The following is a 24,096-nucleotide window of genomic DNA, read 5'->3' on the forward strand; positions in this document are numbered from 1 at the left end:
CCTGAGCCCGGTACTTCGCCGGCTTTGGCCCTACGCAAGGAGTCCGTCATGTCCATTCGTTTGATTCAGCCAGGCGCCTACGCAGACCTCGGTGAAATCTGGCTTCGTGATCAGCTTGCTCGCCTTACGCAGAAGCATGCGCAGTTCGGGGGGCACTACCGGATGGACGCCGATGCGCTGCTGGCTCGATTGGCACGCACCGCCAGAGCGGCGGAGGCGGCTGCAGTGCCCACCGTCGCTAAGGTTTCGGCCGGAGATTGCATCCGGCGGGCAACGATCGAAGCCATCGAGCACTGCTCACGTCTGGAGGAGCGCTTCTCCCATGCGGCCGAGGTAGCCGCCGTGCGCTGATCGCAGCGATGAGATCGCCGTTGAACTCAAATCTGCACGATCTGGCGATGCTCGCCATCCCCAGCGAATTTTTGCCGATCCACCGGCTCGGCACACCTTCGTATGGCGAGTGGATGGCGGTGCTCCCCGACAGTACCGAAATCATCGTCGCCGATGCGGCGGGCAAGCCCAGTTCACTCGGGATCGAAAAAGCCATTTCGATTGTGCAGAGTCGCGCCTACCTTGAGGCGCGAGCGCGCCAGCTCCTCGTGCCACTCGGTCAAGAGGACGGCGAGTGGCGATTGGTTGCAATCGACTTCGGTATCGAAGCGCAGCACCACGATGACGAGTTCTTGATGTGTTTCGCCTTTCAGGCCACGAAGCCCAATCTTGCCGCCACGCGCCCGTATGTCGAAATCGGTTTCGCGCTGCCGGTGCAATTGAGCACTGGCCCGAGTTTCAGTCCGATGTTTCTCTTGACGATCCAAACGGCAACAGGGCTCGCAGGATGACTCGGCGAAGACCGGATGATCTCGCCGGATACAGGGCGCAAGAATCGGAGTTCCCCGGCCACATCGAATTGTCAGAATGGGGCTTCTCTTTTCAGGTTGATGGCGAGCCATGAATTTTGAGAAGTGCGATGCCAGCGAAGCATCCGATTGGGTGAGCAGCTACAGAGTTGGGTTCACCTGCACGGCAGGCGTAATTGATGGCGTGTGCGTCAAGTACACCATGTACGACAGCACCTACCGTCTGGCGTACTGGCTGCCCCACTGGTTCCAGGTCTTTCGCCAGGGCATCGAGCGCTACCGTGACGCCCACGACGACGGCTCCGGTCTGCGGCGCGCGTCAGAGGATTCGCGGTATGCGCAACAGCTTCCGAGTCGGCATCCGGTGCACACGCTGAACAACGAAAGACCAGAATTGACCCAGGAGGACTATTTCATGGCCAGGGACTATTTCTGCGTAGCGTCGTTGGAGGTTGCCGATCTGGGCAGCGTCTTCCGCACCGAGTGCGAATTCGTCGGCGGAACTCGCCGAGTCGAGGTGCTGCCGGCCTACATCGCGATGAACTTGTGCGGGGCGTTGAAAGCGAGTGTCGATTTGTCCGGCCTCGTGGCCGCGACGCCTGGCGGTACGGCGTAGTGGCTTGATGCATCTGGTTTCGGCACCATCCAGCGCAATGCCGGGCTGGAACCATCGTGAAATGAAAAAACCGCCCCGAAGGGCGGCTTGTCGTTTCAGGGGAGGGGGAAGCTCAGAGCTGGCTCTGGTCCGGCTTGCTGAAATCGCACACGCCTTCCGGGAAGATGGCGTTGAGCTTCTGGATGTCGGCCAGCGCCGGCGTCCAGCTGCCGTAGGTGCCGTCCGTTAGCGCCTTGCTGACCGGCTTGAGCGAGCACTTGAAGTTGCCGCCTTCGATAGGCCCGCCTGCCACGATGCGCGAGGTGGTGTACATCTGGAAGGCCTGGGTGCAGGCGCCCTGGGGCTTGTTGTCGAGCACGCCGTCCCAGACGCCGGAGCCCTTGGACATCAGCACGCCGTCCTTGTCGAAGCAGCTGTCCACGCCGCGGGTGGGGCGGTTGGCGGCCACGCTGCGGCCGGGATTGGCGCGGATGTTGGTGATCCATTCGTCAATGACTTCCATCGCCATCGGGACCTGGTCGAAATCGCTGGCGGCGCCGCGCGTCTCGGTGAACCAGATGGCCTGGTGGTCGGCGTTGCCCATCTTGGCCTGGATGCGCTTGCGGATCGCGAACGACTGGTGCACGTTGTGCATGTTGAGCTTGTGCTCCAGGTAGGGGTGCCAGTCGATGGTGGGGATCTCGGTTTTGCCCTTGAACACCAGCCCGGAGTTGTACATGGCCTTGATGGCCTCCATGTCGCCGTGGGTGCGCGGTGCCGGCGTGCCCGGCGCGGCCGGGTTCCAGCGGTTCATGTTGCGGCTGCCCCAGGGGTCGAAGTAGCCAGGGATGGAGGCGGCCTTGTTCTGCTCGGCGCCGGACGTGCCGTTGTAGGGGAAGCCCTCGGCCACCATCTCGCTCATCTGTTTCCAGCCCCCGATCTTGAAGTTCAGGTCCAGGAATTCTGCCGGCGTGATCTTGCCGCTCTTCATCGACTGCAGGCCGTATTGCACGCCCACGTTGTCCCAGGTGGAGCGCGGGTAGCCGTCGGGACCGGTGCCGTACACATTGCGCACGTCGTCGTAGTGGCTGAACGGAATGTCGCCGAAGGCACTGAGGTTGCCCATGCGGGCGGCAGCCTGGCCCAGGATGTTGTCGGCGTCGAACTTGGGATTCATCGCGCCGGCGGTCAGGCCCTGCCAGGCCTTGCGGCATTCGGTGGAGCCGGGCGCGAACGAGACGCGCGGGCCGCCTGCGATGGCGTTGACCGCGGCTTCAAATGGCTTGTAGGGGTTGGCCACCGAGTCCTCGGCGTTCATGCCGACGAGCCAGGTACGGTTCTTGGTGGTCTGCCACTTGGTGTTGAGCCGATCGGTCACGTCCATGTAGTACTCGAGCAGCTCGCAGTCGCCCACGTGCGGGATCTGGCCCACCATATCGGGGTAGGGCTGCTGCGCGATGGCCGCGTCGATCAGGCCCGGGTGGTTCTGCGGGTACAGGTACTGCTGGATGCCGCCGCCCGAGGCGCCCAGGCCCACGGTGTAGCTGGGCACGCCATAGCGTTTGATGAAGCCTTCCTTGGTCATCATCGCGGTCTCGCCGCCGACGATCATGTCGTAGTGCTCACCCGTGCGGTTGCCGGTGGAGTAGGCGATGGCGTAGCCCTTGCCGATCACGTAGGGCAGGCCGGCGCGCTTGTCGGGGCCGCCCTGGTAGTGGCCGAAGCCCACGCCGCCCTGGAAGTGGTAGACCAGGCGCTTGTTCCACAGGCCGAGGTCGGGCTTCTTCGGATCTTCGCCGAAGGGCGCCAGCATCACGTACTGGTAGATGAAGCGGTTGATGGTGCCGCGCTCCCAGCGAATGATGAAGTCCACATCGCGGCCGTCGGTCAGCCTGGTCTTGGCGATGTTGGGCGGGCGCGAGCCGTCGGCGGGCAGGGGCAGGTAGTGGTCCTGCGTGGTGCCGCCCACCGGCATGTAGTAGTACTGCACGTAGGAGTCGATCGAGCAGTTCTTGCTGTAGCCGATGGTGTTGCCGCCGGTGTCCTTGACGGCGTAGTACTTGGCGTCGGCGGTGTCGACCAGCGGCTCCTTGCCCAGGTCGGTGAGCACCGAGCAGACGAAGGGCTCCTGCTTGGGGCCGGCGAACATCGGGCCGGTGATGGGGTAGTTGGTGAGCGTGAGCGAGGCCACCTTGCCGCGCGTGGCGTGGCGCACTTCCAGGTTGTTGTCGCCGATCTTGAGGCCGGCGATCAGGCCTTCAAGGCCGGTGTCGCTGGAGGTGAGTTGCGACGGAGTGGTTTTCACGCCGTTGAGCCACAGCTCGAGCTGGGCCTGGTCGGCCTTGGCGGCCTGCACGGCGATGCGGGCGTCACCGCCCGACACGTACTGCGCCGGGCTGGACAGCACCTTCAAGGCGATGGTGGCCGGCGTGACGCTGGGCGGCGGGTTGGTGCCGGGGACCAGCGGGCCGTCGCTGCCGCCGCAGGCCACGATCAGCACTGCGCCGGTGGCACAGGCTGCGAAATATTTCCATGGTTTCATGGGATGGAGTCTCCTCATTGGTGTTGTTGCTGCTTCGAAGAAGGCAGGCCGATCGATGCTAGCCGCCGGCCGGAGGGGCAACAAGTCGGAAAACAGGAGCTCAGATGTCAGAAATGGATGACGGCAGTGCGCTCAGTCGACCAGCCGGTTGTGCACGGCGTACTGCACGAGCTGGGCGTTGGAGCCGAGGCCCAGCTTCTCGAGCAGGCGCCGGCGATAGGTGCTGACCGTCTTGACGTTGATCGACAGGCGCTCCGCGATCGCGGTGAGCGAGTCGCCGCCCACGATCATGCGCAGGATCTGCGATTCGCGCGCGGACAGGCGGGTGTGCGGGTTGGGGTTCGAGCTGAGGCTTTGCAGGTTGCCGAGCAGGCTTTCGGCAATGGAGGGCGTCACGAACTTGCGGCCCCGGCGCACGCTGCGGATGGCGGCGATCAGGTCGGCCACTTCCATGTCCTTGGCCACGTAGCCCTGCGCGCCGTTGCGCAGCGCGCGCAGCGCGTACTGCGGCTCCGAGTACATGCTGAGCATGATGATGTGCAGCGCCGGAAAGCGTGCATGGATGACGCCCAGCAGATCGAGCCCGCTGCGGTCGGGCAGGTTGATGTCGAGCAGCAGCAGGTCGATGGGCTGCGCGTCCAGGCGCTCCAGGCCTTCGCGCCATTCGCCGGTTTCCTCCACGGTGCCGATGTCCGGCACATCCTGCAGCACCTTGCGCAGGCCCGAGCGGAACATGGCATGGTCGTCGATGATCAGGATATTGGTCATGAAAGCAGAAGCGGGTTGTCGATGATGGGGGCCTCCAGGATCACGCGCGTGCCGAAGCCCGGTGCCGAGTCGATGGTGAGCGTGCCGCCGAGTTCATGGGCGCGCTCGCGCATCGAGATCAGGCCGAGCGAATGCCGCGTCGTGTCGGGGCGGAACGGGTTGTCCTGGGCGATGCCACGGCCGTCGTCCTCGATCTCGAGGCGGAAGCTGTGCTCGCTGCGCGTGAAGCGCACCGCCACGCTGGAGGCCGCTGCATGGCGCGCCACATTGGTCAGCGCTTCCTGGAAGATGCGAAACACGGCCGTGGCGCGCCAGCGCGACAGCGGCAGCTCGAACTCGCCGGGCTCCAGGCTCGCGCGCAGGCCGGCGCGCTCCCGGAAGCGCTTGAGGTGGCTGGCGATCGCGGCGTCGAGGCCGAGGTGGTCGAGCGCCTGCGGGCGCATCGAGTCCGACAGCTCGCGCACGTTGTCAATGGCCTCCAGCAGCAGGGCGTTGAGATCGGCCGCGATGCCGCGAATGGCGGTGGAGCGCGAGCGCCGGGTGATGCGGCCCACGTCGAGCTTCATCGAGGTCAGCAGGCCGCCCAGCACGTCGTGGACTTCGCGCGCGTATTCAGCGCGCTGCTGCTCGCGCATGCTGTTGAGGTAGGCCGCGAGATCGCGGTATTCCTGGCGCGATTGCAGCAACTGCGCGTCGCGCTCCACCTGCTCGGTGACGTTGACGCCCACGCCCACCACCGCGGGCCGTCCGCGGAACTGCCGGGCCTCGCCATGCACCTCGATGTAGACGACATGGCCGTCGCGGTGCAGGCCGTGGGTGATGAAGCGCATGCTGCGGACTTCGCCCGAGATGCGCCGGCGGTAGCGGTCCATCACTTCCGGCACGTAGTCCGGCGGCACGCAGTCGCGCAGCGGCTTGTTGATGACTTCGTCGGTCGCATAGCCCGCCATGCCGGCGAAGGTGGCATTGGTGTACTGGAAATGCTCGTCCTGAAGGATGTAGATGCCCGCTACGGATTGCTCCACGATGCCGCGGAACGGCACGGACTGGATGTCGAACGGAACAGCAGACTCTTTCCTCATAGCGCAGTCCGCCTCTGCGTTGTTGCCGCAGTGCGGAAAGTGGTCTCCACCGGAAGTTATGTTTTGATTATGCAGGCCATCCCTCGGGCAGCACGCCTGGAAAAGCGCGTTTCTCTTGGTAGTTCCCCGAGGTGAAAGGCCGTCATGTACCCGTTTTTCCTACAAAAGATTACCGGTGATCTGACTTGTTGCGCTGCAGCGCGCTGGCTAGCATGACATGCGCCGGGCGATCTGCATGGCAACCAGGGGCATGCCCGGCCCTGTACAACATAACGGAGACATGACATGAGACAAGCAGTTGGGCGGCGCCATGGTGCCGTATGGGCCGCGATGAGCCTGGCAGCGGCGTTGCTGGCGGGCTGCGGCGGAGGCAGTGGCGGCTTGACCGCGGCGCCGGGCGGCGGCAGTCCCGCCCCCGTCGTGCCGAACCCGGGGCCCGGGCCGAGCGCACCCGAGGTGTCGCTGGCGGGCCTGAAGTTCTGGGTGGGCGAGCAGGGTCCTTCGGGCGAAACCGCCTTCAGCGGCCCGCAGCAGCAGCCCTTTCTGTGCCTGACCAGCCTGTCGAATCTCGGGGAGCCGATCGTCGACAACCAGGACGGCATCGGCCAGCCGGTCTACCAGGTGCCGGGCAACACCGCCAGCCCGCTGCTGGGCTACAGCAAGCGCTGCGGCGTCAAGACGCAGGTGCGCTACTTCTACTACACCGGCAGCGACTTCGCGGCCTTCGATCCCGCCACGCAGTTCGTCACGCCGCCGGCCAACCTGCAGCGCGTGCGCATCAACGGCGCCGACCTGCCGTTCGTGGTGCGCGTCGAGGCCGGCACCATCAACCGCTTCTCCTACAGCGTCGCCATGCTGGCGCCCTTCGCGGAAAGCACCGCCACGCCAAAGGACCTGGACAACTCGGTGTGGAACCAGAAGATGGTCTACTGGATGCGCGGCGGCGTCGGCGTGGGCCACCAGCAGGGCAAGGCCATGTGGTTCGGCGGCCTGTGGGGCGAAGAGAAGCCGGTGATGCCCAGGCTGCTGGAGCAGGGCTATGCCGTGGTGTCCTCGTCGGGCAACGAGACCGGCGTGCACTACAACGTGCGCCTGGCGGAAGAGACGGCGGTGATGGTCAAGGAGCACTTCGTGCAGACCTATGGCAAGCCCAAATACACCGTGGCCATGGGCATCTCGGGCGGTGCGGTGCAGCAGTACCTGTTTGCCCAGAACCGGCCCAAGGGGCTGTTCGACGCCGGCGTTCCGATCCAGTCCTATCCGGACATGGTGACGCAGGCGATCTACGTGTCGGATTGTTCGCTGCTCGAGCAGTACTTCAAGGACGAGGTGGCGCTCAACGCCGGCTCGATGTGGGCCACCTGGACCAACCGCACCCTGGTCGAAGGCCTGAGCACCAGCGCAACCAAGACCAACAAGTTCCTGGGCGGCGCCGGTTCTTCCGAATGCATCGAGGGCTGGGGTACGGCCGCTCCCGGCGTGATCAACCCGGTGTTCACCGACCCGGCCTACCAGGCCACCGCCAACGCCCTGGGCTGGCCCACGGCCTTCACCAACGTGAAGTGGACGCACTGGAACGATCTGGCCAACATCTACGGCACCGACGCCCGCGGCTACGCGCCGATCCCGGTAGACAACGTGGGCGTGCAGTACGGCCTGAAGGCGCTGAAGGACGGCTTCATCACCGCGGATGAATTCCTGCGCATCAACGCCTGCGCCGGCAGCTGGAAGGAGCAGGACGAGTACCTCACCTGGCTGATGCCGCCGGCCGATCCGTTCGACAGCCGCAACATGCGCCGCAGCGCCGATTGCCGCACCGGGGCGGGTACGCCCGCGCCGCGCCGCAGCGGCAGCCTGAAGGCCATGAACATCGCCTACACGGCGGGCCAGGTGTTCACCGGCAAGTCGCTCGACATTCCGCTGATCGACCTGCGGCCCTGGAAGGAAGACCAGCTCGACATGCACAACTCGCGCCAGTCGTTCTCCGAGCGGGCCCGCCTGGCGGCCGGCGGCGGCAACCAGGCGAACCAGGTGATCTGGTTCACGGGCGAGACCAGCACCACGGGCGTGGCCACGCGCGCCATGGATGCCCTGAGCATCTTGGACGCCTACCTCACCACCGGCACCCGCCCGGCGCGCTTCACCGACCAGTGCTTCACGAACGCGGGCCAGACCATCGCGGCGGGTTCGCAGGTCTGGAACGGCATCCTGGACAACCGGCCGGCAGGGGCTTGCACCCAGTCGTACAAGGTCTACTCGAGCCCGCGCATGGTGGCCGGTGATTCGTTCCGCGGCGACATGTTCAAGTGCGCCCTCAAGCCCGTGGCCACGGCGCTGGCCGATGGCACCTACGGCGCCACCGACCCCTTCAGCACCGCCGAAAAGACGTGGCTCAACAAGGTCTTCGCCGCTGGCGTCTGCGACTACAGCAAGCCGGACGTGGGCCGGCCGGCGGGTGTGTGAGGGCCGCCAGACGGCGGCGCGTGATCAATTCGTTGGACAAGAGGAGACCAGGATGAATGTGAAACAAGAACGCCAGGCCCGGCACCGCAGCGCGTTGGCGCTCGCGTTGGCGGGCCTGCTGCTCGGCGGGCTGGTGTCATGCGGCGGCAGCGACGGCGGCTTGACGGCCGGGGCGAAGCCCCCTCCCGTGACCCCGCCGGCGCAGCCCGTGCTGCAGCTCAGCACGCTGTCGAGCCGCGCCGACATGGTGAGCGGCGGCAGCGCGCTGGTGGAGGTGGCGGTGCCCGACGGCATCACCGCCGCCGACGTGCGCATTTCGAGCAACGGCACGGATGTGACCAGCGCCTTCGCGGCCGCCACCGGTGGGCGCAAGCTGCGCGGGCTGGTCAGCGGCCTCAACATCGGCAGCAACAAGCTCGTGGCCAAGGTGGGCACCGACAAGGCCTACGGTGAACTGTCCCTGACCAATTACCCGATCACCGGGCCGATCTTTTCCGGGACCCAGATGACGCCGTTCGAATGCCGCACGGTCGAGTCGGGCCTGGGGGCGCCGCTGGATGCGAACTGCTCGGTGGCGACGCGCTACGACTGGTTCTACTTCACCGCCGCCGGCGTGCGCCAGCCGCTGGCGAGTCCGCTGGGGGCGCGTCCCGCGGACCTGGGTACCGCGACCACGATCGACGGCAAGACCGTGCCTTTCATCGTGCGGGTGGAGTCGGGCACCATCAACCGCTCGATCTACCGCATCGCGGTGCTGGACGACCCCAAGACGGCAGGGCAATGGAATTCGGCGGGCTGGAACCAGCGCATCGTGTTCCGCTTCGGCGAATCCACGGCAGCGCAGTACAACCAGGGCTCGAATGCGGTGACCGACGTGTTCAAGACCGACTCGACAGATCCGCAGAGCGTCGAGGCGCTGAAGCGCGGCTTTGCCTACGTGGTGTCGTCGCTGAACATCAACAAGGTCAACGTCAACGACGTGGTGGCGGCCGAGACCGCGATGATGCTGCGTGAGCACATCGCCAAGGACTACGGCGTGCCGCGCTGGATGGTGGGCATGGGCGGCTCGGGCGGCGCGATCCAGCAGATGCTGATCGCGCAGAACTATCCCGGCATCCTGGACGGCATCATGCCGGACGCGGCATTCCCGGACGTGTTCGGCACCGCGCTGGCGGTGTCGGACTGCCGGCTGCTGAACCGCTACTTCATCGCCAACCCGGCCAACTCCGCCACGCGCAAGGCGTTCGAGGGCCACATGAACACCGTGCTCGGCAACACCTGCGCCACCTGGGATGCCGGCAACGGCGACGCGGTGCTGGCCACCAACGGCTCGGTGTCGCCGGCCTGCGGCCTGAACGATGCGAGCAAGGTGTATGCGCCGTCGACCAACCCGGGCGGCGCGCGCTGCACTGTCTACGACGTCAACGTCAACACGCTGGGCCGCGACCCGTTCACGGGCGGCGCGCGCCGGCCGCTGGACAACGTGGGCATCCAGTACGGGTTGGCCGCGCTGAAGACCGGCGCGATCACCACCACGCAGTTCCTCGACGTCAACGAGCGTATCGGCGGCTACGACAGCGACGGCAACATCATCGCGCGCCGCACGGTGGCCGACGCCGAGGCACTCAAGCGCTCGTACGAGATGGGGCGCATCGGCTCCGGCGCGGGCGGGCTTGCCACGGTGCCGATCCTGCACATGAGGGCCTATGCCGAGCCCGGCGGCGACATCCACACCATCTACAACGACATCAAGATCCGCGAGCAGTTGAAGCGTTCCAACGGGCGGGCCGACAACCAGGTCATCTGGCTGTTCCCGAACCCCGCGCTGGCCGCACCGGCCATGCAGCCGACGCTGGTGGGCGTGCTGCGCGACTCGTTCCTGCAGCGCCTGAGCCTGATGACGCAGTGGCTGGACGCCATCACCGGCGATTCTGCGCCGCTGACCACGGACAAGGTGGCGCGCCTCAAGCCGGCCGACGCGGTCGATTCCTGCTGGTCGGTGGCAGACGGCTCGCGGGTGCGCGAGGAGGCCACGTTCTCGGGCGCCGGAACCTGCAACACGCTCTACCCGAAGACGCCTGCGCCGCGCATGGTGGCGGGCGCCCCGGTGGCCGACGACGTGGTCAAGTGCCAGCTCAAGCCGATCAGCGACGCCGACTACGCGCCGGTGGTGCTGAGCACGCCCGAGAAGGTGCGCCTGGCCGGCATCTTCCCCGACGGGGTGTGCGACTACAGCAAGGCAGGTGTGGGGCAGGCCAAGCTCAAGGGCACCTGGCTCAAGTATTGAGGACGTGCTGACGACGGCGCAGTTCCGTCAAGCAAGAAGGCCCGCCTGAAGATCAGGCGGGCCTTTTTACATTCGCGAGGCGGCTGTGTTCAGTGGATCGCGAGCTGCGCCACGTTGCTCACCGGCGCCTTCTTGGCGAGCTTGAGGGTCAGCACGCCATTTTCCAGTTTGGCGTCGCTGGCGGACACGTCGATGTCCTGCGGCAGCTCGTAGGCGGCCTTGAACTGGCGCTTGGCGTCGGCCTTGCTCTCAATGCGGACCACGCTGCCTTCGATGCCGATGGACAGGTCTTCCTTGGACAGGCCGGGCACGTCGAGCGCGAGGGTCCAGGCCTTGTCGTCCTGTTCCACTTGCAGGCTGCGCGAGGTGCCGGCGGACAGTGCGTCGTTGACGAAACGCTCGAAGCTGCGATCGAACGTGCGGAAGGCCGGGGTGAAGGCGCGGCTGCGGACTGCGGGGGCAAAAAACATGGTGGGCTCCAAGGTCATAACGGGACAGTGGGTCAGTGGCGTCCCTTACACTGCGCGGCTCTCAACCGTGATTGCCGCATGGAACGCATGTGCGAGCCGTGCCGTTTTTTTCAAGTGAAGTCCAACATGAAAAGTCCGCGCCGCCGGGTCTTGAAATCCCTGATGGCGGCGCTATGTGTGCCGGCCGGCGCCTGGGCCCAGGCGCCCTCGGCACCGCCGATCCGGATGGCCCTGATCGAGTCGATGAGCGGGGCCTTTGCCAACACCGGCGAGGCCGTGCTGCGCAACCTGGCCTGGGCCGTGGAGCGGGTGAACCAGCGCGGCGGCGTGAGGACGGCGCAGGGCACGCGGCTGATGCAGCTCGAGCGCTACGACAGCAAGGGCCAGAACGAGGAGGCCTTGTCGGCCCTGCGCGCGGCCATCGACGCGGGCGCGCAGTACGTGCTGCAAGGCAACTCGTCCTCGACGGCAGCCGTGCTGAGCGACGCGATCAGCAAGCACAACGAGCGCGACCCGGCGCGGCGCGTGATCTTCCTCAACTACTCGGCGGTCGATCCGATCCTGACCAACGAGAAATGCAGCTTCTGGCATTTCCGCTACGACGCCCATGCCGACATGCGCATGGCCGCGCTGATGGAGGTGCTGAAGGAGGACAGCGCGGTCAAGAACATCTACCTGATCGGGCAGGACTACAGCTTCGGCCAGGCCGTGCTGCGCGAGGCCCGGCGCCAGCTCGGCGTGCAGCGCCCCGATGTGCAGATCGTCGGCGACGAGCTGCACCCGATGGGCCGCGTGAAGGACTTCCTGCCCTACGCCACGAAGATCAAGGCCAGCGGTGCGCAGGCCGTCATCACCGGCAACTGGGGCAACGACCTGACCCTGCTGGTCAAGGCCGCCAAGGATGTGGGCTTCGAGGGCAAGTTCTACACCTTCTACGGCAACGCCCTGGGTGCGCCGGCCGCCATCGGCGATGCGGGCATCGGCAAGGTGATCGCCGTGGCCGACTGGCTGCCCAACGTGCCGACGGCGCAGAGCGAGGCGTTCTACCAGGCCTTCCGCCAGCGCTATCCCAAGCCCGCGGACGACTACGTGCACATGCGCATGCAGCTCATGGTGGAATCCCTGGCGCAGGCCATCGAGAAAGCAGGAACTCCTGATTTGATAGCAATCGCGGACCAGCTGGCGCGGACCTCCGTCAGTTTGTATGGCCAAAACGGCACCATGCGCGCGGCCGACCACCAGTTCCAGCAGTCGCTGGTGGTGGGCGTGATGGACCGCCAGGGCACGCCCGGCGTGAAGTTCGACGTGGAAGGTTCGGGCTACGGCTTCCGCGTGATCCGGCAGATCCGCGCGAGCCAGGCGGAGCAGCCCACCACCTGCAAGATGGTGCGGCCCTGAGCCGAGCCACGTGCTGAGCCGCGCGGCCGCTTACGGCGAGGCGTAGCCCAGGCAGGCGCCCGCGTTGGGGAGGCCCTTGCATTCGCGCTGCAGGCGGCGGTCGCGCTGGGCGGCGGTTTCGCCCGAACCCTTGTCGAATTTGGCCTTGCCGGACACGTGGGGCTTGGCCGCATGCGCCTTGCCTTTGGCGCTCTTGGCGGGCGGCGTGCCGTCGGCGGCCAGGGCCTCGGCGCCGCACAGCGCGAGGGCGCACAGCAGGGCGGCCAGCGCGCCGCGGGACGGGGCGCTGCCCCGGGGGTCGATGCTCATGAATGTCTCCTCCCGGCACGGACGGCGCGGTCGAAACCATGATAGCCGAGGGGCCCCGCCGTGCCCCGCAGCCCGGTCGGCTACCATGGGCGCTCTTTGTCCTGCGGCCCCGACATCCCATGCGCCAGACCCTCCAGAATCTCGAAGAATCCAAGATCCGCGAAGTGGCCAATGCCGGCTTCGGCCGCAGCGACGTGCTGGCCTTCTGGTTCGGTGAAAGCGACGAGGCGACGCCCGACTTCATCCGCCAGGCCGCGATCGATTCGCTGCAGCGCGGCGAAACCTTCTATTCTCACAACCTCGGCCTGCTCGAGCTGCGCGAGGCGATCTCGGCCTACATGAGCGCGCGGCACGGCCCGGTTGGCGTGGATCGGCTGGCCGTGACCTCGGGCGGCGTCAACGCGCTGATGCTGGCCGTGCAGGCGCTGGTGGACGCGGGCGACGAGGTGGTGGCCGTCACGCCGGTCTGGCCCAACCTCACGGCCCAGCCGGCCATCCTGGGCGCCCGGGTGCGCTGCGTTCCGCTCCGGCCGGTGGACGGCGCCTGGACGCTGGACCTGGACGCGCTGCTGGCTGCCGTGACGCCGGCCACGAAGCTGCTGATCGTCAATTCGCCGAACAACCCGACCGGCTGGACGCTGAGCCGCGCCGAACAGCAGGCCATCGTCGAGCATTGCCGCCGCACGGGCACCTGGATCCTGGCTGACGAGGTCTACGAGCGCCTGTACTACGCGGACGACACGCCGAACGGCTGCGCCCCGAGCTTTCTGGACGTGACCGGGCCGGACGACCGCCTGGTGGTGGTGCACAGCTTCTCCAAGAGCTTCCTCATGACCGGCTGGCGCCTGGGCTGGCTGGTGATGCCGCCGGCGCTCACGCACCCCATGGGCAAGCTGCTGGAGTTCAACACCTCGTGCGCCAGCGTGTTCACCCAGCGCGCCGGCGTGGTGGCGCTGCAGCGCACGGACGAGGTCACGCCGCGCGTGGTGGCCCACCTCAGGGCCTGCCGCGACACGCTGGTGCCGCTGCTGCAGGCGGTGCCCGGCGTGCAGGTGGCGCCGGCGCGCGGCGGCATGTACGCCTTTTTCAGGCTGGCCGGCTTCGAGGACTCGCTGGACACCGCCAAGCGGCTGGTTGCCGAGGCCGGGCTGGGCCTGGCCCCGGGCAACGCCTTCGCTCCCGAAGCCCAGGGCTGGCTGCGCTGGTGCTTCGCCTCGAAGGACACCGGGCGCCTGGCCGAGGGTGTCGATCGCCTCAAACGCTGGTTGTCCGTACAGTAGCCGGCAACGGCCGGGAACACCGCGGAACCGGCTCTGCCGGGCCGCTGCTGCCACCCCCGGCGGGAGGCGGCCCCTCGGGGCCGCTACGAGGGGCGTGCTATACTTTCAAGGCTTTGCATTCTGCAAGGCGCACGTTGAATGCAGTTCCAGCGCTCAACGCAAGTCAACCCTCACAGGAAAATGAAATGATCGCATCCTCCGTCAAGGCCGACGTCGTCAAGGCCAACGCGCGCAGCGCCACCGATACCGGCAGCCCCGAAGTGCAAGTGGCCCTGCTGACCGCCCGCATCAACGAGCTGACCCCTCACTTCAAGACGCACGCCAAGGACCACCACGGTCGCCGCGGCCTGCTGCGCATGGTGAGCCGCCGCCGCAAGCTGCTGGACTACCTCAAGTCCAAGGACGCTGACCGCTACACCGCGTTGATCGCCAAGCTGGGCCTGCGCAAGTAAGCTTCGATACTGAACAAGAGGCGCCTGAGTTAGTCCCCTAGCTCAGGCGCTTTGTACTTCGGAGAACGCAAAACAGAGCGAAGCTGTGTCATTCCAGGGGTCTTTGCGCCAAGGGCCGCTGGAATGGCATCGTGTTCTGTGAGCTGTCTCCGGGCTCTGAGGGGTGGCCTGCATCCCTCGTGACAATCCAGGAGAAAACATGAGCCTGTTCAACAAAGTTACCAAGTCTTTCCAATGGGGCGACAAGACCGTCGTCATGGAAACCGGTGAAATCGCCCGCCAGGCCAGCGGCGCCGTCGTCGTGAGCATCGACGGCACCGTGGTGCTGGCCACCGTGGTGGCCTCCAAGTCCGCCAAGCCCGGCCAGGACTTCTTCCCGCTGACCGTCGACTACATCGAGAAGACCTACGCCGCCGGCAAGATCCCCGGCAGCTTCTTCAAGCGCGAAGCCAAGCCCAGCGAGCACGAAACCCTGACCAGCCGCCTGATCGACCGCCCGATCCGCCCGCTGTTCCCCGAAGGCTTCCTGAACGAAGTGCATGTGGTCATCCACACGCTGTCGCTCAACCCGGAAGTTGACGCCGACATCGCCGCCATGATCGGCGTGAGCGCCGCGCTGGCCATCTCCGGCATCCCGTTCAGCGGCCCGATCGGTGCCGCCCGCGTGGGCTACATCAATGGTCAGTACGTGCTGAATCCGGGCCAGACCGCCCGCAAGGATTCGCAGATGGACCTGGTCGTTGCCGGCACGCAAGCCGCCGTGCTGATGGTCGAGTCCGAAGCCCTGCAGCTCGGCGAAGAAATCATGCTGGGCGGCGTGGTGTTCGGCCACGAACAGGCCGGCATCGCGATCAACGCGATCCATGATCTCGTGCGCGACGCCGGCAAGCCGGTGTGGGACTGGCAGGCCCCGGCCGAAGACGAAGCCTTCGTCGCCAAGGTCAAGGGCCTGGCCGAAGAAAAGCTGCGCGCCGTCTACCAGATCCGCAGCAAGCAGGCCCGCACGCAAGCCCTTCGTGAGGTCAACGCCAGCGTGATGGCCTCGCTCAAGGAAAGCGGCGAGCCCTTCGATGCCGGCAAGGTCAACGACCTGCTGTTCGCCATCGAATCGAAGATCGTGCGCAGCCAGATCCTGGCCGGCGAGCCGCGCATCGACGGCCGCGACACGCGCACCGTGCGCCCCATCGAGATCCGCAACAGCGTGCTGCCGCGTACCCACGGCTCGGCCCTGTTCACGCGTGGCGAAACCCAGGCGTTGGTCGTGACCACGCTGGGCACCGAGCGCGACGCGCAGCGCATCGATGCGCTGGCCGGCGAGTACGAAGACCGCTTCATGCTGCACTACAACATGCCTCCCTTTGCCACCGGCGAAGTGGGCCGCATGGGCAGCACCAAGCGCCGCGAAATCGGCCACGGCCGCCTGGCCAAGCGTGCGCTCGTCGCCGTGCTGCCGACCAAGGAAGAATTCCCCTACACCATGCGCGTGGTGTCCGAGATCACCGAATCCAACGGCTCCTCGTCGATGGCCTCGGTCTGCGGCGGCTGCCTGTCGCTGATGGACGCCGGCGTGCCGATGAAGGCCCACGTGGCCGGTATCGCCATGGGCCTGATCAAGGAAGACAACCGCTTCGCCGTGCTGACCGACATCCTGGGCGATGAAGATCACCTGGGCGACATGGACTTCAAGGTGGCCGGCACCACGAATGGCATCACCGCGCTGCAGATGGACATCAAGATCCAGGGCATCACCAAGGAAATCATGCAGGTCGCGCTGGCTCAGGCCAAGGAAGCCCGCATGCACATCCTGGGCAAGATGCAGGACGCGATGGGCGAGGCCAAGACCGAGGTGTCGAACTTCGCGCCCAAGCTCTACACGATGAAGATCAACCCCGAGAAGATCCGCGACGTGATCGGCAAGGGAGGCGCCGTGATCCGCGCGCTGACCGAGGAAACCGGCTGCCAGATCAACATCGAGGAAGACGGCACCATCACCATCGCCGCGACCGATGCCGAGAAGGCCGACGTCGCCAAGAAGCGCATCGAGCAGATCACGGCCGAAGTGGAAATCGGCAAGGTCTACGAAGGCCCGGTCACCAAGATCCTGGATTTCGGCGCCCTGATCAACCTGCTGCCCGGCAAGGACGGCCTGCTGCACATCAGCCAGATCGCCCATGAGCGCGTCGAGAAGGTTACCGACTACCTGACCGAAGGTCAGATCGTCAAGGTCAAGGTGCTCGAGACCGACGAGAAGGGCCGCGTCAAGCTGTCGATGAAGGCGCTGCTGGACCGTTCGGCCCAGGCTGCCGCCCCGCGCGGTGCCGAGCAGGCCCAGCAGCAACAGCAGCAAGAACAGCAACAGCAGTAATTGCTACTGAATTGATAGCGCCATATGTCCGCCCCGTGCGGACATCGGGGCTAAAAGACCATGAAAGCGATTGAAATCACCTCTTTTGGCGCGCCCGACGTGCTGCGCCTGGGCGAACGCCCCGTGCCGGCCGCCGGGGCGGGCGAGGTGCTGATCCGCGTGGCCGCCAGCGGCGTGAACCGCCCTGACGTGCTGCAGCGCACCGGCAACTACCCCGTGCCCCCCGGCGCCTCGGACATTCCGGGGCTCGAGGTGGCGGGCGTGATCGAAGCCGGCGATGCTGCCGCGATGGCGGCGGCCGGCTTCAAGGTGGGCGACCGCGTCTGTGCGCTGGTGGCCGGCGGCGGCTATGCCGAGTTCTGCGCCGCGCCGGTGGCCCAGTGCCTGCCCATGCCGCAGGGGCTGGACGCGGTGCAGGCGGCCTCGCTGCCCGAGACCTTCTTCACCGTCTGGAGCAATGTGTTCGACCGGGGGCGCCTGCAGCCTGGGGAAACCCTGCTGGTCCAGGGCGGCACCAGCGGCATCGGCGTCACGGCCATCCAGATGGCCAAGGCGCTGGGCGCCCGGGTGATCGCCACCGCCGGCAGCGACGAGAAATGCGCGGCCTGCCTGTCACTGGGCGCCGACCACGCGATCAACTACAAGACCGCCGACTTCGCCGAAGAAGCGAAGAAGCTCACCGGCGGGCTGGGCGTGAACGTGATCCTCGACATGGTGGCCGGCGGCTACGTGGCGCGCGAGATTGACTGCCTGGCCGAAGACGGCCGGCTCGTGATCATCGCGGTGCAAGGAGGCCTCAAGGCCGAGATCAACGCCGGCCTGGTGCTGCGCCGGCGGCTCACGGTCACCGGCTCCACGCTGCGGCCGCGGCCGGTGGCGTTCAAGGGCCAGATCGCGCAGGCGCTGCGCCAGCGCGTGTGGCCGCTGATCGAAAGCGACGCCATCCGGCCGGTGATCCACAGCACTTTCCCGGCGGCCGAGGCGGCGAGGGCGCACGCGCTCATGGAATCCAACCAGCATGTGGGCAAGATCGTCCTGACATGGTGACCGACAGCATGAAAAAGAAACTGATCGCGGGCAACTGGAAGATGAACGGCGGCCTGGCCGCCAACGAGGCGCTGCTCCAGGCTCTGCTGGCGGGCGTGGGAACGCCGGCCTGCGGCGTGGCCGTCTGCGTGCCGGCGCCGTACCTGGCGCAGGTCCAGGCTCTGTGCGCCGCGTCACCCATCGAGCTGGGGGCGCAGGACCTGTCCATGCACGCCCAGGGCGCCTACACCGGCGAGGTTTCGGCCGCCATGCTGCGGGATTTCGGCGTGCGCTACTGCCTCGCCGGCCATTCCGAGCGCCGCCAGTACCACGGCGAGACGGATGGGCTGGTGGCGGACAAGGCCAAGGCCGCGCTGGCGGCGGGCATCACGCCCATCGTCTGCGTGGGCGAAACCCTGGCCGAGCGCGAGGCGGGCCAGACCGAGGAGGTGGTGAAGCGCCAGCTGGCCGCCGTGATCCACGCCAACGGCCATTGCATCAGCGAAATCGTGGTGGCCTACGAGCCGGTCTGGGCCATCGGCACGGGCCGCACGGCCACGCCCGAGCAGGCACAGCAGGTGCATGCGCTGCTGCGGGCCCAACTCAAGCTGGCCAGCACGCAGGCCGACCGCATCCAGATCCTGTACGGCGGCAGCATGAATGCGGCCAACGCAGCGCAGCTCCTGGCCCAGCCCGACATCGATGGCGGGCTCATCGGCGGCGCTTCGCTCAAGGCCCCGGATTTTCTGACCATTATTGCCGCAGCCCAGTGAACCCGGGCGCGAATAGCTACAAATTTAGGAGTAAACAATGAACGTCGTCCTCACCATCATTCTGGCGGTCCAGATGCTTGCCGCACTGGGCATGATCGGTTTGATCCTGATCCAGCACGGCAAGGGCGCCGACATGGGCGCCGCTTTCGGCAGCGGGGGCTCCGGCAGCCTGTTCGGTGCCAGCGGCAGCGCCAACTTCCTGTCGCGCACCACGGCCGTGCTGGCGGCGGTGTTCTTCGTCTGCACGCTGCTGCTGGCCTATTTCGGCAACCTCCGCCCGACCAGCTCGGGCAGCGTGCTCGAACGCGCCACGGTGACCGCGCCTGCGCCTGCCACGGCGGCCTCTGGCGCCGCCGCGCAGATTCCCGGCGGCACCTCGGCGGCACCCCAGCCGGCGGCTTCCTCGGGCGCGGTGCCGGCTCCCATGCCGGCCGCCTCCGGCGCAGCGCAGATTCCGACCAAGTAAACACGCTGAAAATCATCCGCCCGCAGAGGGAAGCGGGTGATTTCAGGGTAAACTCCTAGATTGTCCGGAAAGCCAAAAATCGCAAGATGCCTCATGCCATCCGGGCAACAAAAACCGCCGTCGTGGTGAAATTGGTAGACACGCTATCTTGAGGGGGTAGTGGCGAAAGCTGTGCGAGTTCGAGTCTCGCCGACGGCACCAGTCAAAGGACCTGGCCGGCAACAGCCGGTCAGGTTCAAGCGGTGATCAGAACCTCCAGATGAACCTCGATCAGTACCTCCCAGTCCTTTTGTTCATCCTGGTAGGCATCGGTGTGGGCGTGGCGCCCCAGGTGCTGGGCTACATCCTCGGGCCCAACCGGCCCGACACCCAGAAAAATTCCCCTTACGAATGCGGCTTCGAGGCCTTCGAAGACGCGCGCATGAAGTTCGACGTGCGCTACTACCTCGTCGCCATCCTGTTCATCCTGTTCGACCTGGAAATCGCGTTCCTGTTTCCGTGGGCCGTCACGCTCAAGGAAATCGGCCCCACCGGCTTCTGGGCCATGATGATCTTCCTGGGCATTCTGGTCGTGGGCTTCGTCTACGAATGGAAAAAAGGCGCCCTGGATTGGGAATGACGCGTTCTGCTGGAGAGTTGTATGGCTATTGAAGGCGTTTTGAAAGAAGGCTTCGTCACCACCACCTATGACTCGGTGGTGAACTGGGCCAAGACCGGCTCGCTCTGGCCCATGACCTTCGGTCTGGCCTGCTGCGCCGTGGAGATGATGCACGCGGGCGCCGCGCGCTACGACATCGACCGCTTCGGCATGCTGTTTCGCCCGAGCCCGCGCCAGTCCGACCTGATGATCGTGGCCGGCACGCTGTGCAACAAGATGGCGCCGGCGCTGCGCAAGGTCTACGACCAGATGCCCGAGCCGCGCTGGGTGCTGTCCATGGGCTCGTGCGCCAACGGCGGCGGCTACTACCACTACAGCTACTCCGTGGTGCGCGGCTGCGACCGCATCGTGCCGGTCGATGTCTACGTGCCGGGCTGTCCGCCCACCGCCGAAGCGCTGCTGTACGGCATCATCCAGCTGCAGCAGAAGATCCGCCGCACCCACACCATTGCCCGGGCCTGAAAGGGATTCATGACTGCTGTTGCCATCCATCCCGAGGTCCTGAAGGAAACGATTGCCGCTGCCCTGGGCGACAAGGCCCGGCGCATCGGCCTGAAGCATGGCGAAGTGACCGTGGTGGTGGCCGCGGCCGACTACCTGGAAGCCTCGCTGATCCTGCGCGATGCGCCCGGCTGCCGCTTCGAGCAGCTCATCGACCTGTGCGGCCTCGACTATTCCGACTACAAGGAAGGCGCCTGGGACGGCGCGCGCTACGGTGTGGCGGTCCACCTGCTGTCGGTCAGCCTGAACCAGCGCGTGCGCCTGAAGGTGTTTGCACCTGACGACGAGTTGCCCGTGGTGGCCTCGCTCAACGGCATCTGGAGCGCCGCCAACTGGTTCGAGCGCGAGGCGTTCGACCTGTTCGGCATCGTGTTCGAAGGCCACAACGACCTGCGCCGCATCCTCACGGACTACGGCTTCATCGGCCACCCGTTCCGCAAGGACTTCCCGACTTCGGGCCACGTGGAGATGCGCTACGACCCCGAGAGCAAGCGCGTGATCTACCAGCCGGTGACCATCGAGCCGCGCGAGATCACGCCGCGCATCATCCGCGAAGACAATTATGGAGGCCTTCAGTGAGCCACCCCCGATGCGCCTGCGGCGCCTCCCCCTCCAGGGGGCAACACCAGCGGTCCGGCAAAGCCGACCCCGCGGTGTTTCCCGGATTGGGCCTTTTCTGCGGCGGAAGCTTCCATGGCTGAAATCAAGAACTACACCCTGAACTTCGGTCCGCAGCACCCGGCCGCGCACGGCGTGCTGCGCCTCGTGCTCGAGCTTGACGGCGAAGTGATCCAGCGCGCCGATCCGCACATCGGCCTGCTGCACCGCGCCACCGAGAAGCTGGCCGAGAGCAAGACCTACATCCAGTCGCTGCCCTACATGGACCGCCTCGACTACGTGTCGATGATGTCCAACGAGCACGCCTACTGCCTGGCCATCGAGAAGCTGCTGGGCATCGAGGTGCCCGAGCGTGCGCAGTACATCCGCGTGATGTTCGGTGAGATCACCCGCCTGCTCAACCATCTGTTGTGGCTGGGTGCGCACGGGCTCGATTGCGGCGCGATGAACATGCTCATCTACTGCTTCCGCGAGCGCGAGGATCTGTTCGACATGTACGAGGCCGTGTCCGGCGCGCGCATGCATGCGGCCTATTTCCGCCCGGGCGGCGTCTACCGCGACCTGCCCGACAGCATGCCGCAGTACAAGGCGAGCAAGATCAAGAATGCCAAGGCCATTTCGGCGTTGAACGAAAACCGCCAGGGCTCGCTGCTTGATTTCATCGAAGACTTCACCAAGCGCTTCCCGAAGTACGTGGACGAGTACGAGACCCTGCTCACGGACAACCGCATCTGGAAGCAGCGCACCGTGGGCATCGGCGTGGTGTCGCCCGAGCGCGCCCTCAACCTCGGTTTCACGGGCGCCATGCTGCGCGGCTCGGGCATTGCCTGGGACCTGCGCAAGCAGCAGCCCTACGACGTCTACGGCCGTATGGACTTCGACATCCCGGTGGGCAAGACCGGCGACTGCTACGACCGCTACCTGGTGCGCGTGGAAGAGTTGCGCCAGTCCAACCGCATCATCAAGCAGTGCGTGGACTGGTTGCGCGCCAATCCGGGTCCGGTGATCACCGACAACCACAAGGTGGCGGCGCCCGACCGCGAATCCATGAAGTCCAACATGGAAGAGCTGATCCATCACTTCAAGCTCTTCACCGAAGGCTTTCATGTGCCCGAGGGCGAGGCCTACGCGGCGGTGGAGCACCCGAAGGGCGAGTTCGGCATCTACCTGGTGAGCGACGGCGCCAACAAGCCGTATCGCCTGAAGATCCGCGCCCCGGGTTTTCCGCACCTGGCGGCGCTCGATGAGATGGGCCGCGGCCACATGATCGCCGACGCCGTAGCCATCATCGGCACCATGGACATCGTATTTGGGGAAATCGACCGATGATTTCTGATGCAGTCAAAGCCCGCTTTGCCGCGGAAGTGGCGAAGTATCCCGCCGACCAGAAGCAGTCCGCCGTGATGGCCTGCCTCGCTATCGTCCAGCAAGCGCTGGGCCATGTGAGCGTGGACAGCGAGAAGGAAGTGGCCGACTACCTCGGCATGCCGCAGATCGCGGTGCACGAGGTCACGACCTTCTACAACATGTACAACCAGCAGCCGGTGGGCAAGTACAAGCTCAACGTCTGCACCAACCTGCCGTGCCAGCTGCGCGACGGCCAGAAGGCGCTGCACCACCTGGAGCACCGGCTCGGCGTCAGGATGGGCGAGACCACGGCCGACGGCCTGTTCACGCTGCAGCAGAGCGAGTGCCTGGGCGCCTGCGCCGATTCCCCGGTGATGCTGGTGAACGACCGCACCATGTGCAGCTTCATGAGCAACGAGAAGCTCGACCAGCTCATCGACGGCCTGAAGAAAGCAGAGGCTCCCTGATGAACGCCGAACAAGTGCTGTCCCAGTTTCAGGCCACGGGCGTGCAGACCTGTTTCCACGGCCGCCACATCAACCCGCAGATCTATGCCGACCTCAACGGCAGCAACTGGCGCCTGAAGGACTACGAGGCCCGCGGCGGCTACCAGGCCCTGCGCAAGATCCTGCTCGGTGCCGATGGCGTCGAACCCATGACGCAGGACCAGGTGATCGCCACCGTCAAGGAATCGGCCCTGCGCGGCCGTGGCGGCGCAGGCTTTCCCACGGGGCTCAAGTGGAGCTTCATGCCGCGCCAGTTCCCGGGCCAGAAATACCTGGTCTGCAATTCGGACGAAGGCGAGCCCGGCACCTGCAAGGATCGCGACATCCTGCAGTTCAACCCGCACATCGTGATCGAGGGCATGATCATCGCGGCCTACGCGATGGGCATCAGCGTGGGGTACAACTACATCCACGGCGAAATCTTCCAGACCTACGACCGGTTCGAGGCGGCGCTGGAGGAGGCGCGTGCCGCCGGCCTGCTGGGCGACAACATCCTCGGCAGCGCCTACAGCTTCCAGTTGCATGCGGCGCACGGCTTCGGCGCCTACATCTGCGGCGAGGAAACCGCGCTGCTCGAATCGCTCGAAGGCAAGAAGGGCCAGCCGCGCTTCAAGCCGCCGTTCCCGGCCAGCTTCGGCCTGTACGGCAAGCCGACCACGATCAACAATACCGAGACCTTTGCGGCCGTGCCCTGGATCATCCGCAACGGCGGCCAGGCCTACCTCGAGATCGGCAAGCCCAACAACGGCGGCACCAAGATCTACTCGGTCTCGGGCGACGTGGAGTTGCCCGGCAACTACGAAATCCCGCTGGGCACACCCTTCAGCAAGCTGCTGGAGCTGGCCGGCGGTGTGCGCAAGGGCCGCACGCTCAAGGCCGTGATCCCCGGCGGCTCGTCGGCCCCGGTGCTGCCCGCCTCCATCATGATGGAGTGCACGATGGACTACGACTCCATCGCCAAGGCCGGCTCCATGCTCGGCTCCGGCGCGGTGATCGTGATGGACGACAGCCGCTGCATGGTCGAGTCGCTCAAGCGCCTCTCGTACTTCTACATGCACGAGTCCTGCGGGCAGTGCACGCCGTGCCGCGAAGGCACGGGCTGGCTCTGGCGCGTGGTGGACCGCATCCACAACGGGCAGGGCAGGCCGAGCGACATGGATCTGCTGAACTCGGTGGCCGACAACATCCAGGGCCGCACGATCTGCGCCCTCGGCGATGCGGCGGCCATGCCGGTGCGCGCCATGATCAAGCACTTCCGCCACGAATTCGAAGCGCTGATCGACAAGGCGCCGCAAGCTGTGGCGCAAGCCTGACCGCGGAAACAAGATAT

Annotated in this window: 23 protein-coding genes and 1 tRNA gene; 19 read left to right on the forward strand and 5 right to left on the reverse strand. The window is 66.1% G+C overall.

What is annotated here, in order from left to right; genetic code table 11:
- The first annotated feature begins 48 nt into the window (after positions 1-48).
- The 3 genes from MMF98_RS04785 (at position 49) to MMF98_RS04795 (ending at position 1,476) form a co-directional block, all read left to right on the forward strand.
- A complete protein-coding gene (locus MMF98_RS04785) occupies positions 49-351 on the forward strand; it encodes a hypothetical protein (RefSeq protein ID WP_243304844.1) in 303 nt (100 codons plus the stop codon).
- A gap of 20 nt (positions 352-371) precedes the next feature.
- Positions 372-842: a hypothetical protein gene (locus tag MMF98_RS04790; protein WP_243304846.1), complete on the forward strand. Its 471-nt coding sequence runs from the start codon at positions 372-374 to the stop codon at positions 840-842.
- 109 nt (positions 843-951) lie between these two features.
- Positions 952-1,476 carry a hypothetical protein gene (locus MMF98_RS04795; RefSeq protein WP_243304848.1) on the forward strand — a complete coding sequence of 175 codons (525 nt, stop codon included), beginning with the start codon at positions 952-954 and terminating at the stop codon, positions 1,474-1,476.
- Between the two features lie 112 nt (positions 1,477-1,588).
- Here MMF98_RS04795 and MMF98_RS04800 read toward each other — a convergent pair whose 3' ends face one another.
- The 3 genes from MMF98_RS04800 to MMF98_RS04810 all read right to left on the reverse strand — a co-directional run bounded on the left by MMF98_RS04800 (position 1,589) and on the right by MMF98_RS04810 (position 5,847).
- Positions 1,589-3,997 (reverse strand): DUF6351 family protein, encoded by a 2,409-nt coding sequence (locus tag MMF98_RS04800; RefSeq protein WP_243304851.1) that lies wholly within the window; start codon positions 3,995-3,997, stop codon positions 1,589-1,591.
- Positions 3,998-4,129: 132 nt separating this feature from the next.
- A complete protein-coding gene (locus MMF98_RS04805; protein WP_243304853.1) occupies positions 4,130-4,765 on the reverse strand; it encodes a response regulator in 636 nt (211 codons plus the stop codon).
- A complete protein-coding gene (locus tag MMF98_RS04810; protein WP_243304854.1) occupies positions 4,762-5,847 on the reverse strand; it encodes a PAS domain-containing sensor histidine kinase in 1,086 nt (361 codons plus the stop codon). Before MMF98_RS04810 ends, MMF98_RS04805 begins: the two co-directional genes overlap by 4 nt.
- Before the next feature lie 285 nt (positions 5,848-6,132).
- Here MMF98_RS04810 and MMF98_RS04815 point away from each other — a divergent pair, with 285 nt between their 5' ends.
- On the forward strand, positions 6,133-8,310 hold the full coding sequence (locus tag MMF98_RS04815; protein WP_243304856.1) for a DUF6351 family protein: 2,178 nt from the start codon (positions 6,133-6,135) through the stop codon (positions 8,308-8,310).
- 52 nt (positions 8,311-8,362) lie between these two features.
- The gene (locus MMF98_RS04820) at positions 8,363-10,597 is read left to right on the forward strand and encodes a DUF6351 family protein (protein ID WP_243304857.1); all 2,235 of its coding nucleotides are present in this window, start codon (positions 8,363-8,365) and stop codon (positions 10,595-10,597) included.
- Positions 10,598-10,686: 89 nt separating this feature from the next.
- On the opposite strand, the gene MMF98_RS04825 is transcribed toward MMF98_RS04820, so the two are convergent.
- Positions 10,687-11,067: an Hsp20/alpha crystallin family protein gene (locus tag MMF98_RS04825; RefSeq protein ID WP_243304859.1), complete on the reverse strand. Its 381-nt coding sequence runs from the start codon at positions 11,065-11,067 to the stop codon at positions 10,687-10,689.
- 126 nt (positions 11,068-11,193) lie between these two features.
- On the opposite strand from MMF98_RS04825, the gene MMF98_RS04830 reads away from it, so the two are divergent.
- Positions 11,194-12,465 (forward strand): branched-chain amino acid ABC transporter substrate-binding protein, encoded by a 1,272-nt coding sequence (locus MMF98_RS04830; protein WP_423837563.1) that lies wholly within the window; start codon positions 11,194-11,196, stop codon positions 12,463-12,465.
- 30 nt (positions 12,466-12,495) lie between these two features.
- On the opposite strand, the gene MMF98_RS04835 is transcribed toward MMF98_RS04830, so the two are convergent.
- Entirely contained in the window at positions 12,496-12,774 is a 279-nt protein-coding gene (locus MMF98_RS04835; protein WP_243304861.1) for a hypothetical protein, read from the reverse strand.
- 119 nt (positions 12,775-12,893) lie between these two features.
- On the opposite strand from MMF98_RS04835, the gene MMF98_RS04840 reads away from it, so the two are divergent.
- The 13 genes from MMF98_RS04840 (at position 12,894) to nuoF (ending at position 24,079) form a co-directional block, all read left to right on the forward strand.
- Positions 12,894-14,054, forward strand: a complete 1,161-nt coding sequence (locus MMF98_RS04840; RefSeq protein ID WP_243304863.1) for a pyridoxal phosphate-dependent aminotransferase — start codon at positions 12,894-12,896, stop codon at positions 14,052-14,054.
- 185 nt (positions 14,055-14,239) lie between these two features.
- Positions 14,240-14,506, forward strand: coding sequence for a 30S ribosomal protein S15 (gene rpsO / locus MMF98_RS04845; protein WP_243304865.1), 267 nt, complete (start codon positions 14,240-14,242; stop codon positions 14,504-14,506).
- Positions 14,507-14,705: 199 nt separating this feature from the next.
- Positions 14,706-16,871 (forward strand): polyribonucleotide nucleotidyltransferase, encoded by a 2,166-nt coding sequence (pnp, locus tag MMF98_RS04850; protein WP_243304868.1) that lies wholly within the window; start codon positions 14,706-14,708, stop codon positions 16,869-16,871.
- A 60-nt stretch (positions 16,872-16,931) separates the two neighbouring features.
- Positions 16,932-17,918, forward strand: coding sequence for an NAD(P)H-quinone oxidoreductase (locus tag MMF98_RS04855; protein ID WP_243304870.1), 987 nt, complete (start codon positions 16,932-16,934; stop codon positions 17,916-17,918).
- A gap of 8 nt (positions 17,919-17,926) precedes the next feature.
- Positions 17,927-18,670: a triose-phosphate isomerase gene (gene tpiA / locus MMF98_RS04860; RefSeq protein ID WP_243304872.1), complete on the forward strand. Its 744-nt coding sequence runs from the start codon at positions 17,927-17,929 to the stop codon at positions 18,668-18,670.
- Between the two features lie 37 nt (positions 18,671-18,707).
- Positions 18,708-19,136 (forward strand): preprotein translocase subunit SecG, encoded by a 429-nt coding sequence (secG, locus tag MMF98_RS04865; RefSeq protein WP_243304883.1) that lies wholly within the window; start codon positions 18,708-18,710, stop codon positions 19,134-19,136.
- Between the two features lie 116 nt (positions 19,137-19,252).
- Positions 19,253-19,337 (forward strand) — tRNA-Leu (locus MMF98_RS04870).
- A gap of 58 nt (positions 19,338-19,395) precedes the next feature.
- Positions 19,396-19,755, forward strand: a complete 360-nt coding sequence (locus MMF98_RS04875) for an NADH-quinone oxidoreductase subunit A (protein WP_243304884.1) — start codon at positions 19,396-19,398, stop codon at positions 19,753-19,755.
- A gap of 21 nt (positions 19,756-19,776) precedes the next feature.
- Positions 19,777-20,256 (forward strand): NuoB/complex I 20 kDa subunit family protein, encoded by a 480-nt coding sequence (locus MMF98_RS04880; RefSeq protein WP_243304886.1) that lies wholly within the window; start codon positions 19,777-19,779, stop codon positions 20,254-20,256.
- A gap of 9 nt (positions 20,257-20,265) precedes the next feature.
- Positions 20,266-20,874: an NADH-quinone oxidoreductase subunit C gene (locus tag MMF98_RS04885; RefSeq protein ID WP_243304888.1), complete on the forward strand. Its 609-nt coding sequence runs from the start codon at positions 20,266-20,268 to the stop codon at positions 20,872-20,874.
- A gap of 114 nt (positions 20,875-20,988) precedes the next feature.
- Entirely contained in the window at positions 20,989-22,242 is a 1,254-nt protein-coding gene (locus tag MMF98_RS04890) for an NADH-quinone oxidoreductase subunit D (RefSeq protein ID WP_243304890.1), read from the forward strand.
- The gene (gene nuoE, locus MMF98_RS04895) at positions 22,239-22,727 is read left to right on the forward strand and encodes an NADH-quinone oxidoreductase subunit NuoE (RefSeq protein WP_243304892.1); all 489 of its coding nucleotides are present in this window, start codon (positions 22,239-22,241) and stop codon (positions 22,725-22,727) included. Before MMF98_RS04890 ends, nuoE begins: the two co-directional genes overlap by 4 nt.
- On the forward strand, positions 22,727-24,079 hold the full coding sequence (nuoF, locus tag MMF98_RS04900) for an NADH-quinone oxidoreductase subunit NuoF (protein ID WP_243304895.1): 1,353 nt from the start codon (positions 22,727-22,729) through the stop codon (positions 24,077-24,079). Before nuoE ends, nuoF begins: the two co-directional genes overlap by 1 nt.
- Positions 24,080-24,096 lie beyond the last annotated feature (17 nt).

The sequence above is a fragment of the Variovorax terrae genome, assembly GCF_022809125.1.
Classification (GTDB): Bacteria; Pseudomonadota; Gammaproteobacteria; order Burkholderiales; family Burkholderiaceae_C; genus Variovorax_A; species Variovorax_A terrae.